The sequence below is a fragment of the Vibrio sp. HS-50-1 genome (genome assembly GCF_024747315.1).
Classification (GTDB): Bacteria; Pseudomonadota; Gammaproteobacteria; order Enterobacterales; family Vibrionaceae; genus Vibrio; species Vibrio diabolicus.
Genome location: NZ_JAMPZF010000036.1, coordinates 210356 through 222426, shown reverse-complemented (window position 1 = coordinate 222426; position 12071 = coordinate 210356). Strand labels below are relative to the sequence as shown.

9 protein-coding genes are annotated in these 12071 nt (G+C 46.2%); 8 read left to right on the top strand and 1 reads right to left on the bottom strand.

Going from position 1 to position 12071, the window contains the following annotated elements; translation table 11 throughout:
* Positions 1 to 81: 81 nt before the first annotated feature.
* The 6 genes from NDJ01_RS16580 to NDJ01_RS16555 all read left to right on the top strand — a co-directional run bounded on the left by NDJ01_RS16580 (position 82) and on the right by NDJ01_RS16555 (position 7247).
* Positions 82 to 1935, top strand: a complete 1854-nt coding sequence (locus tag NDJ01_RS16580; protein WP_258587006.1) for an ABC transporter ATP-binding protein — start codon at positions 82 to 84, stop codon at positions 1933 to 1935.
* A 227-nt stretch (positions 1936 to 2162) separates the two neighbouring features.
* Positions 2163 to 3206 carry a DUF4118 domain-containing protein gene (locus NDJ01_RS16575; RefSeq protein ID WP_374043028.1) on the top strand — a complete coding sequence of 348 codons (1044 nt, stop codon included), beginning with the start codon at positions 2163 to 2165 and terminating at the stop codon, positions 3204 to 3206.
* Entirely contained in the window at positions 3203 to 3901 is a 699-nt protein-coding gene (locus NDJ01_RS16570) for a response regulator transcription factor (RefSeq protein WP_258587005.1), read from the top strand. Before NDJ01_RS16575 ends, NDJ01_RS16570 begins: the two co-directional genes overlap by 4 nt.
* Positions 3902 to 4052: 151 nt before the next feature.
* Entirely contained in the window at positions 4053 to 4706 is a 654-nt protein-coding gene (locus NDJ01_RS16565) for a TrkA family potassium uptake protein (protein ID WP_258587004.1), read from the top strand.
* 1 nt (position 4707) lies between these two features.
* Complete coding sequence (locus NDJ01_RS16560; protein WP_139059209.1) at positions 4708 to 6072, top strand: TrkH family potassium uptake protein; 1365 nt, start codon at positions 4708 to 4710, stop codon at positions 6070 to 6072.
* A gap of 248 nt (positions 6073 to 6320) precedes the next feature.
* A complete protein-coding gene (locus NDJ01_RS16555; RefSeq protein WP_258587003.1) occupies positions 6321 to 7247 on the top strand; it encodes a LysR substrate-binding domain-containing protein in 927 nt (308 codons plus the stop codon).
* A 92-nt stretch (positions 7248 to 7339) separates the two neighbouring features.
* On the opposite strand, the gene NDJ01_RS16550 is transcribed toward NDJ01_RS16555, so the two are convergent.
* Positions 7340 to 9076 carry a BCCT family transporter gene (locus NDJ01_RS16550; RefSeq protein WP_258587002.1) on the bottom strand — a complete coding sequence of 579 codons (1737 nt, stop codon included), beginning with the start codon at positions 9074 to 9076 and terminating at the stop codon, positions 7340 to 7342.
* Between the two features lie 319 nt (positions 9077 to 9395).
* On the opposite strand from NDJ01_RS16550, the gene NDJ01_RS16545 reads away from it, so the two are divergent.
* Positions 9396 to 10583 carry an aromatic ring-hydroxylating dioxygenase subunit alpha gene (locus tag NDJ01_RS16545; RefSeq protein ID WP_005392447.1) on the top strand — a complete coding sequence of 396 codons (1188 nt, stop codon included), beginning with the start codon at positions 9396 to 9398 and terminating at the stop codon, positions 10581 to 10583.
* A 1-nt stretch (position 10584) separates the two neighbouring features.
* The gene (locus NDJ01_RS16540) at positions 10585 to 12021 is read left to right on the top strand and encodes an aldehyde dehydrogenase family protein (protein WP_258587001.1); all 1437 of its coding nucleotides are present in this window, start codon (positions 10585 to 10587) and stop codon (positions 12019 to 12021) included.
* Positions 12022 to 12071: the final 50 nt, after the last annotated feature.

Genomic DNA, 12071 nt, shown 5'->3' with positions numbered 1-12071 from the left:
TGTTTCGGTATTTTACTGACTTTTGTATCAAAAGATAGTAAAACGTTCGCAAATTCATTCGCGGTACTTAAAGTCGTTGTTATGTTCAATTGGTTTGAAAAACTGACCCAACCCTTTCCCCAGATGGAAACCGAAAAGCCACCGAAGACACTTTTTGGCTTCTGTCGCTTTTACACTCGTGGCTTTGAAGCCCCTTTACTTGTCATGGCTGTGTTCAGTGCGCTTATTGCCATTACTGAGGTGACGCTGTTGCGTTATATGGGTGAGCTCGTCGATATTCTCTCTAATCAGGATCGCGCAACATTCTGGCAAGATCAGGGTGATCGCATGCTAATGATGCTGTTCTTAGTTGCGGTTGTGATGCCAGCTCTGGGTTTTGTCCACTCAATGGTGATGCACCAAACGTTATTGGGTAACTACCCGATGTCTATCCGTTGGTTGATTCACCGTTACTTGCTAAAACAAGCGGTTGGATTTTTCCAACGTGACTTTGCAGGCCGAGTTGCGACCAAAGTGATGCAAAGTGCGTTAGCGGTACGAGAAACGGTCATGAAGCTGGTGGATGTACTGGTTTATATCAGCGTTTATTTTCTTTCGATGCTTTGGATGATGGGCGAGGCCGATGGTTTGCTGATGTTGCCTATTGTGATTTGGATAGGAATGTACGCGGTTATCCAGTTCTACTTTATCCCTAAAATGAAACAAGTAGCGACAGAGCAAGCGGATGCTCGCTCTGTAATGACTGGACGCATTGTCGATTCTTACACCAACATTTCTACCGTAAAACTATTCGCTCATTCACAGCGAGAGTTGGAATACGCAGAAAGCAGCATGAAGCAATTTTTGGTGACGGTTTACCGCCAAATGCGCATGGTGACTTGTTTGCTGTTTAGTGTTGATGCCATCAACTATTTACTGCTGATGTCTATCAGTGCCATTTCGGTTTATTTATGGCTAGATCACGCTGTAACAATTGGTGCTATTGCGATTGCCATTAGTATTGCGTTGCGCGTACAAGGAATGTCGAAGTGGATCATGTGGGAAGTTAGCGCATTGTTTGAAAACATCGGTACGGTAGTGGACGGTATTAATACGATTTCAAACGACGTTGAAGTGAAAGACATACCAAATGCCAAGCCTCTGCAAATCTCGCAAGGTGAGATCTGTTTCGACAACGTAGGTTTTAACTACAGTGACGAAAAGGCGGTATTTGAAAACTTGAACCTGACCATCAAACCAGGCGAAAAAGTCGGTATTGTCGGTCGCTCTGGGGCAGGTAAATCCACGTTGGTTAACCTGTTGCTGCGTTTTTACGATGTGAATACCGGTAAAATTTGTATTGATGGACAGGACATTTCTCAAGTCGAACAAGAGTCGCTGCGCCAACACATCGGTATGATCACGCAAGACACCTCTTTGCTGCATCGTTCAATTAAGGAAAACATTCTTTACGGTGATCCAGATGCTTCAATGGATGCCGTTATCGCAGCTGCTGAAAAAGCACATGCTCATGATTTCATTCAATCTCTACGAGACGAGCAAGGTAACGTTGGTTATGACGTTGAAGTGGGTGAACGCGGCGTGAAGTTGTCTGGCGGTCAGCGTCAACGCGTGGCGATTGCTCGCGTGCTGCTGAAAAACGCACCAATTTTGATCATGGACGAAGCAACGTCTGCACTTGATTCAGAAGTGGAGTCGGCAATTCAAGAAAACCTTGAAGTTCTGATGGAAGAAAAAACAGTGATTGCGATTGCTCACCGTTTATCAACGATTGCCGCGATGGATCGTTTGATTGTGATGGATGACGGCAAAATCATTGAGCAAGGCTCACACCACGAGCTGCTCCAATTGGGTGGCGTTTACGCTCAGTTGTGGAAGCATCAAACCGGCGGCTTTTTGTCTGAGCAAGGTGATGCTCAACTGCAAGTCATCTAATATGACGCTACACGAAAGAGGAGCAAATGCTCCTCTTTTTTATGTCTGCCGTTTATACCGAGTGAGTAGGCGTCAATGGGTGACGTTTACTTGTGATTATTCATTGAGTTAGACCAACTTAGTGATGGTTATGTTTATAACTGTCTGTCGTTATTGAATTTTTTACGCTTTTTTTACGCGAACTCCGAATGGGCTTTTGCTAAAGTTTCTGCATCGAATTTTGGTTGATGTACTTTATGTTTGCTCATTGGCGAGATAACACATTTCTCTTTTCTGCCATCGTGATTGTTGGCGCGGTTGTGGCCTCATGGCTGTTAGACCAACTGTTTGACTCTACGGCTGCCGTCCTGCTGATTTTGCAGTTAGCAGTCGTGGTGGTGGCGTTTCAATGCAACTCGCGATTCGCTTATGCGGCGGCGGTGATCGAAGCGCTGAGCTTCAACTTCTTTTTCACGACGCCTCGTTACTCTTTGCAGATGTTTCGTCCGGAAGACATTTTTAATCTAGTCGTGTTTATGGTGGTGGCATTTATCACCAGCACCTTTGCGGATCTCTATCGTCGCCAGCAGGGCGAGTTAAAACAAACCAAGCTGCAAAACAGCATCCTGCTATCGGTGTCCCACGACCTACGCACGCCGCTGGCAACCATTATTGGAACACTGACCACACTCAACGAGTACATGCCCAAGCTCAATGACTTAGAGCGCAAAGAATTGCTCGACAGTGCGACTTCAGAAAGCCACCGCTTGCATCAATATATAGAGAACCTCTTACAGGCGACTAAGCTCCAACACGGCACATTAAAAATTACCAAAAAAGATGAGCCTATTGCGAATATTGTGCGGGATGCGGTTTCTCGTTTGCCGAATTACACCGAGAAAGTGTCCATGAATATGGATGATGCCGTTGGTTATTTATCAGTAAGTCGTTCGCTTATCGAACAAGCGATTTTTAATGTGTTGGATAATGCCATGCGATTTTCACCAGAGAATGAATCTGTTGAGGTTTCTCTTTCTAAGCAGGGTTTGTCGTGCGTGATTGATGTTCGGGACATGGGGATTGGCATCAAAGCTGAAGATGCGGAAAAAATATTCAGCCTTTTCTATTCCGGCGAGAACAACAAATCGGCCGATTCAGGCACCGGAATGGGACTCGCGGTTGCCAAAGGCATCATCACCGCGCACCAAGGAGAGATTCAATCTATGCCAGTATCAGAAGGGACGCTGGTCCGCATTCGACTTCCACTCAATCAAGGAGCAGAGCAGGCGTGAGTTACAAAGTGTTAGTCGTGGACGATGAGCCTCGCATTCATACCTTTATTCGAATTTCGCTGTCTGCTGAAGGGTTTGATTACATTGGCGCGAGTACCATTGCAGAAGCCAAAGCGTGTTTCGAAGCGCATTCGCCGCACGTCATTCTGCTAGATTTAGGCTTGCCCGACGGCGATGGGACGGAGTTTCTCACTACGCTTCGTCAAACCTATAAAACGCCAGTGCTAGTGCTGACAGCTCGCGATCAAGAAGAGGAAAAAATCCGCCTTTTAGAAGCGGGAGCGAATGATTACTTGAGTAAGCCTTTTGGCGTAAAAGAGCTCATCGCGCGCATCAAAGTGCTGGTTCGAGATTTGGTGGATGAGCAAACCGTCGCTGATGAGCTGGTGGCTGGCCGAGTCAAAATCATCAAAAGTACTCACCAATTTTGGTTGGATCAGAGGGAAATTCCACTCACCAAGAAAGAGTTTTCCTTCATTGAACAGTTGATTATCAAGCCGGGAAAACTCATTGAGCAAACTCATTTGCTAGCGGTGATTTGGGGAAAAAGTCATGTCGAAGATACTCACTACTTACGCGTGTTAGTGAGTCAACTACGCAAAAAACTGAACGATAGTGCTGACGAACAGCGGCTATTAAAAACCGAGCCGGGGCTGGGCTACCGTTTAGTGCTTGAGACGTCCAAGCACCACTAAATTCCAAATTTAATCAACGTTAATGCCAAGGTTTAGTGCTGGTTGTCGGCACTCGAACAGGATTCGTGTTGCCTATTTTTCGTGACGGAAAATCAGTCTAGCCCTTAACGCATTAGCATTTTCTATACATAAAACACAGTTAGGGATTGATATGGCTCACTTTACAGTAATTGGTTTAGGGCGATTTGGTGTTGCCGCCAGCTTAGAACTTATTCATCTTGGACACACGGTAACGGGGATGGATAGCGACCCGAAAATCGTCGAAAAATACGTCGAAGAGTTAACGCAAGCGGTCATATGTGACGCGACAGACGAAGGTGCACTCAGAGAATTAGCGCTAGCGAACAGTGATGTGGTGTTGGTGGCGATTGGCGAAGACATGCAAGCCAGTTTGTTGTGTACGCTGGCGCTGAAAAATCTGGGTGTGAAATCCATTTGGGTCAAAGCGAGCACCAAAGCGCACCACACCATCGTGTCTAAGCTTGGTGTACAACGCATTATTCATCCGGAAGAGGAGATGGGCGTAAGAGTCGCGCAGGCACTCAACTATCCGATGGTGAACAACTATTTGGAAATGGGGCATGGTTTGTATGTGGTGGAAATCCACGTTAAATCCAATCTGCACCATACGCCGCTTTCTAAGTTGATCAGCCGAGGCAGTTACAACATTCAGCCGATATTGGTGAAGCGCGAAGAAGCCGTATACACCAATATCAATGATGAGTTTGTGCTTAATGAGTTCGACACGCTGTTGCTTTGCGGTAGTCGCGCTGAGCTGAAATACGTCGCTCCAAGGTTGGTGTAACATGGTTTTGTGGCATCCTTCTATTATCCCAATCGAGCGAAAACCCAAAGCGGGTAAAAAATTGTTGGGCGCACCGCCATTGATACTTAGTCTCAGTTTTGCGTGCTTGATCATGCTCGGCACAGTTTTACTCAAACTGCCGATTGCCACCACAGAGCCTATCACTTGGATTCAAAGTCTGTTTACTGCGACATCGGCCATTACGGTGACGGGATTAGTTGTGGTAGACACGGGCACGGCGTTTACGCCTTTTGGGCAAGTGGTTATTGCCTTCCTGATTCAATGTGGTGGCCTAGGTTTAATGACGTTTGCCATCGTGACCTTGCTGGCTCTGGGTGGAAAAATTGGCTTTTTGGAGCGAGCCGTCGCGAGAGAGGCATTCAACCAAACTGACTCATCGACACTCATTGCCACTGCTAAATCTGTATTGATGTTCGCTCTGCTCGTTGAACTTATTGGTTTCACTATTTTGAGCGTTTATTGGAGTAAAGAGCTGGGCTGGGAAACCAGTTTGTTCCATGGTTTCTTCTACACCATCAGTGCGTTTAACAATGCAGGTTTTGCGTTGAGTGCCGATAGCTTAATGCCTTACGTGGACGACCCGGTCGTTAACTTCACCATTACCAGTTTGTTCATTATTGGTGGTTTAGGCTTCTCGGTTTGGATTGACTTAAAACGCAATCGCCGTTGGCACCGACTCACCGTTTACAGTCGAATGATGATCTTAGGCACGATGATCATTAACGTGGTGGCACTTATCGCCATTTACCTGATTGAATATGACAACCCCAACACGCTTGCCCCGTTGAGCGAAGCAGGGAAATGGTGGGCATCGTGGTTTCAAGCGGTGACGCCAAGAACGGCAGGCTTCAACACTTTAGCTATCGATCAGTTGGAAGATGCCACAACGGCGATCATTCTGGTGTTGATGTTTATCGGCGGTGGATCACTGAGCACGGCAAGTGGTATTAAAGTTGTGACATTTATGGTGTTAGTCTTGGCAACTTACAGCTATTTGCGTCGCGATGAAGCAACCTATGCCTTTCAACGCGAGATTCCCAAAGAGACCATCAGCAAGGCATTGGCGCTGACTCTGATCTCGGTGGGGGTGACTTGGTTTGCCATATTCACGCTGTTACTGACAGAGAAAGCGTCTATGTTAGACATTATGTTCGAAGCGGTCTCGGCACTGGGTACGGTTGGTTTGTCGCGAGGCTTAACGGGCAGTTTGTCCGAACCGGGTGAGTTAGTGATCATCTTCATGATGTTTATGGGACGATTAGGGCCTCTTACTTTGGCGTACTTCTTAGCCAGTCCAAGAAAGAAAAAAGCGCGTTACGCGAGCACTAAACTGGCAATAGGGTAAATGGGCTAACTCGGAGAAAGTGAGCAAAAGAATGGGTACAAGAGGAGTAAATGCTCCTCTTTTTTGTGCTCGTTGTAGCCACGAAACTGTATACGGCAGTCTCTCTCACAACAATTTATGATTCATCTCTATTTTTTATCATTTATAAATTGTCGTTTTTGAGGTGTTGTCCAGAATGGCATTATCCACGTGCAACATAAGATTGCCGGGAATAAAAATAATTACAATACTGCCTTACTGGAAGATACATGAAAATCAAACCCCTCCCACCTTTAAATAGCCTCGTTGCGTTTGAAGCGTCGGCGCGGCACTTGAGTTTTACGTTAGCCGCTGACGAGTTAAACGTGACCCAAGGTGCTATCAGTCGCCAAATTAGACAATTAGAAGAATACTTAGGCAAGGCTATGTTCACGAGAGCCAATCGAAGCATTAACTTAACGCCTACAGGTCTTCAATATTATCAAGCCGTCAGCCAATCTTTGCTCGATATTGCTCAAATCACGGGTGAAGTGAAGAAGTGGCAGGGCGAACAAAAGATCACGGTTGCGACGACAAACGCAATGGCCGCTTTGTGGTTGTTGCCTAAGGTCGCTCAATTTCAAAATGAACATGATGACATCGATATAAGGATTTTGGCCTCAGATAATGTGTTGGACTTACGCCGATTAGATTGCGATATCGCCTTGTTTTATTGTCGCACTCCACCTGCGGAAATGGATGTGACAACGCTATTTTCAGAAGAAGTATTCCCTGTGTGTAGCTCGCTTTATTTAGAGAAAATCGGCCAGCCTAGTGAGCCAGAAGAAATCTTCAATAAAACGTTACTCTATCTGGAAGAGTCTCAAAGAGATTGGGTGAATTGGGAGCAGTGGTTTGCGAGTGTGGGGTTGCCAAATATTGCGCCTCGTAATCGCATGAACATCAATAACTATCCAATGCTGTTACAAGCGGCAATTAATGGTCAGGGCATCGCGTTAGCCTGGGGCTCATTAGTGGACGACTATTTACAAAGCGGCGCTTTGGTTAGGCCAGTCGAGCATGTTCTTTCAACACCTTCCAATTTTTCTATGCTTGAACCTAAAAATAGAGGTTTAATCCCTGCCAGCGTCAAACGTTTTAGAGAGTGGCTTTTGCATCAGTTGCCAGATGAAGTAGGTGATCGAGGCTTAGCTTAAATCAATAAGCAGAGAAAAGAACAGAGTTTGGTAATGTTAAAAAAGCGGGAATATCAGTTCCCGCTTTTTTAATTGATTGATGAAACGACGCACTAAGTGAGTACTGGTCCCTGATTAAGTGTCGAATCATCTTTTAGTGAGGATGTTGAAGCGATAGGCTCGGAAACCACTGTTTTGCTTTCAACAAGCGGTTCAACAGGACCATCAAGTTTCTCTTGCTCTGGGTGAACATGCTCAGGCAGCATTGCCCATGGCTTAGGTTCGCGTCGAATACTATGGAACAGCGTTAAGCTCATCACCGCGATAAAAATGGCGATAGGGAAACCGGCAATAATGGAGGCCGTTTGCATGGCTTTTAACCCTCCGGCGTATAGAAGCACTCCCGCAATGGCAGCGATCATGATTCCCCACAATACGCGTATAGACGTAGGAGGCTCACTGTGTCCAGCGGCATCGAGGGTACATAGAACCAAGGTACCCGAGTCAGCGGAGGTAATGAAATAAGTACCGAGTAATAGACACGCAAGCACGCTAAGTAGTTTACCAAACATACCTGTATCTAGATTGTCGAATAGCGTAAACAAAGCGCGTGTCGTATCGGCTTTGGTCGCTTCAAGAATCGGGCCGCCAGAAAAATCTGCAGGTGGTGTTTGTTTGGCTTCTTGTGCCGCAGTGACTTGCTCTTGATGAGCAACACGAGCGTCTTGCTCTACCTTTAACGCTGCACCACCAAATACTGAAATCCATAAAAACGTGATCAGCGTGGGTACGATGAGAGCACCGCCGATAAGCTCACGTATTGTGCGCCCTTTAGAGATACGAGCTACAAACATGCCAACGAAAGGTGCCCAAGTCATCCACCAAGGCCAGTAATAAGCCGTCCACCAGTTTTGCCAGCCAGAGTCATTCTGTGTATCGCTCCATAAGCTCATACCGACAATGTTTTGTGCATAAAGCCCCGTGCTTTCAAGTAGCGTATTTAAGATATAGCGAGTTGGGCCAATGTAAAGTACGACCAGCACGAGTGCGAGTGAAAGCAGCATGTTCCATTCTGATAAACGGCGAATACCTTTCCCTACACCAGATAGCACCGATGCAACCGCACAAGTACAAAGGGATACGATAATAAAGAGTTGAATCCCCAAACTAATGTCTAGACCAAAGGCTTGATTCAAACCAGAGTTTATTTGGATAACTCCCATCCCCAAGGTTTGAGAGATACCGAAAGCAGTCACCGCGACTGTTAGGATATCAACCGTGTGCCCGATAGGCCCATAAATACGATCGCCAATCAAAGGGTACAAGATAGAGCGTAGGGTAAAAGGCAGATCTTTACGGTAGGAAAAGTAGGCTAATGCGAGTGCAACAATAATAAAGACAGACCAAGGGTGTAGACCCCAGTGAAAGAATGTCAGCTTCATTGATGTTGTTGCGGCTTCATTGGTCAGGCCTTGAGTAAATGGGTTGTCAGCGTAGTGCCACATCGGTTCGGCGACCGACCAGAAAATTAAGCCTATCCCCATACCTCCGGAAAAAAGCATGGATACCCAAGACAAATAACTAAACTCTGGTTTTTCGTCATCTTTACTCAAACGAATATGTCCATATCGACTAACCATAAGGTAAAGAAGAAAACCGACAACGAGTGAAACAAGTCCGATGTAAAACCACTTCATATTCTGCAGCAAAATGCCGGAAATCGTTTCGAAGTATTGGCCCGCTTGGTTAGCGAGAATGGCGCAGAAAAGTACAAAACCGATAACGACGATCTTTGATGCGATAGTCACAGTCGGATTGAGTCCTTTCAATATCCCAGATGTTGCTCTCATAGGCATCCCTCACAGTGCTTTTGTTTTAGCGTTATTGTTTGTTGCGTTATTGTTAATTTTTGAAAGAGAGTAGAGAGAGGGCTTTTGTGTTTCAACTGATTAATACTCATCGGTTAATGAGTATTAATCATGACAAGAAGAACATTGTTAATTAAAAGGTTATTTTGTTGTTTGAGATCAATGCATGAATGACAAAAACTCATCCAAACCCGGCGAAAAAGTCGTTTGTTTGTTGCTGGGTTGTTAATCAAAATCATCTCCACTAACACAACACGATGTTGTACGCACTGGATGCAACTCGACTCTCGGAGATAAGAATATGAGCAATGTCAACCAAACCATTATTCCTGTTGAACTTGTTGATAATGTACTGAACCCAATCAGTGAAGCAACAGGAATGCCGAATCAGGCCTACACCAGCGAAGAGTATTTTACCTTTGAGCGTGATCAGGTGTTTGGTAACACTTGGGTATGCATTGGTTTTGCATCAGACCTGCTTAAAAATGGCTATGTGATGCCACTTGATTTCATGAATCTTCCACTACTCATGATGAGAAATCGTCAAGGTGAAGTCCAAGTCTTCCACAACGTATGTAGCCACCGAGGTATGAAGCTGGTTCATGAGGCAGGCGAAGTTCAAGGCATGATTCGCTGTCCTTACCATTCATGGACGTACGATCTTGACGGCAATCTAAAAGGCACACCACACATCGGTGGTATCGCAAAACACAAAGATGATCGATTTAAGTGTGAAAAACACGGCCTTAAGCCACTTCGTTCAGCCGTTTGGATGGACATGGTATTCGTTAACTTATCGGGCAATGCTGAAAGCTTTGAAGATCATATCGCGCCGCTAGAGCAACGTTGGCAGCAATTCTTAGGTGAAGATGGGTTAGGGCTTCTTCGCCGCGTGAACATGGGTGGCAACTTAGAGATCGAAGTGAAAAGTAACTGGAAGCTTGCCGTAGAAAACTACTGCGAGGCTTACCACTTACCTTGGGTGCATCCGAGTTTGAACAGTTATTCTCGCCTAGAGGATCACTACAACATCATGTTTGCAGAGCGCTTTGCTGGTCAAGGTAGTCTCGCGTACAACCTTTCAGATACAGCAGGAACACACTTACCTAAATTTCCAAGCTGGCCAGAAGATAAACTGCGTCATGCAGAATACGTTGCACTCTTTCCAAACGTGTTGCTTGGTATTCAAGCCGATCATGCCTTTGCAATGATGATTGAACCAATCACTGCGAATAAGAGTGTTGAGCACCTACGTGTTTTCTATGTGGGTGATGAAGCAACGAAAGATGAGTTTGCTGCGTGTCGTACCGCTACCGTTGAGTCGTGGCGAGTCGTGTTCGGCGAAGATATTGGAGCGGTCGAAGGTATGCAGGAAGGTCGTTACTCACCTGGCTTTAGTGGTGGCGTGTTCTCACCAGAAATGGATGTTCCGACGCATTTCTTCCAAACCTGGTTGGCAAAGCAAGTGAAAGCGGCACTGGAGCAGTAAGATGATGCATTACCTTAATTATATTGATGGTGAGTGGTGCGATTCAGAGCAAGCGCTGACCGTCATGAATCCTGGCACAGCCGAAGCGTATGCGACGATTGCAGAAGCCACTATCACCGATGTCGATCGCGCAATGGCAGCGGCACGCCGAGTGGTCAATCAAGGCCTTCTTTCGGACGTTCGTCCCGCCGTCAGAACCGAGTGGATGTTAAAAGCCGCCGCAGCTATTCGTGAAATGGTTGATGAAGGTGGGTTAGTTGCCTGTCGTGAAAATGGGAAATCTTTGCAAGATGCCAAAGATGAGTTTTTAGAGTCGGCACGTTACTTCGAATACTACGCTGGCATGGCCGACAAGCTGGAAGGCACGTCAATTCCGTTGGGTAAAGACTATGTCGACTTCACTCAATATGTGCCGTTTGGCGTGTCAGTGCAGATTGTGCCGTGGAACTTCCCTGTCTCTATTTGTGCACGCTCATTGGCACCTGCATTAGCCGCCGGTAACGCAGTGGTGATCAAATCGCCAGAGATTTCTCCACTTGCCATGACGTTGTTGATTAAAGCGATTGAAAAAGCGGGCTTCCCAAAAGGCACGATTAACTTGCTATGTGGCAAAGGCTCCGTCGTTGGCAGTCATTTGGTGCAGCATCAAGAGGTCGATCAAATTGTCTTTACGGGTTCTGTACCGACCGGCCAACGCATTCTGCAAGATTCAGCGCAACGCGCTACTCCATCGGTGATGGAGCTGGGTGGTAAATCGGCTGCTATCGCACTGAAAGATGCGAACCTTGAAACACTTTTGAAAAGCGTTCAGGTCGGTATTTTCTTTAACGCTGGTCAAGTGTGCTCGGCAATGTCTCGTTTGCTGATTCAAAAAGAGCGTTATGAAGAAGTAAAAGCGGCGGTAGTGGAAATGGCAAAAAGCCTAACTATTGGTCAAGGCGAAAGCCAGCCGGACATCACACCGTTGGTATCTGCTGATCAACAAGCACGCGTGCTTGAAATGATAGAACAAGCAAAAGCCGACGGCGCGAATATCCTAACGGGTGGCTACGCACCTGATTTATCGGGTTACTTTGTGGCACCAACGGTGATTGAAGCCTCACCAGATATGCGTATTGCTCAAGAAGAAGTGTTTGGCCCTGTACTGGTGATTACACCGTTTGAAACTGAACACGAAGCGATCGATATCGCGAATGGCACTGATTTTGGCCTGGTTGCTGGTGTCTTTGGTGAAAGCCTAAACCAAACATTGCGTGTGGCACAGCAACTGCGTGGTGGACAAGTGTTCATCAATGAATGGTTTGCTGGTGGTATCGAAACACCATTCGGTGGCGTGGGCTTGTCCGGGTTTGGGCGAGAAAAAGGACAAGAAGCGATATATAGCTACGTCCAGACACGCAATATTGCCATTCGTTTGCAGCAAGACAGCAACGTATAGCTACCGTGTAACTTGATTTTCATCACCTCGCACCGGCTTGGATTTCAGAC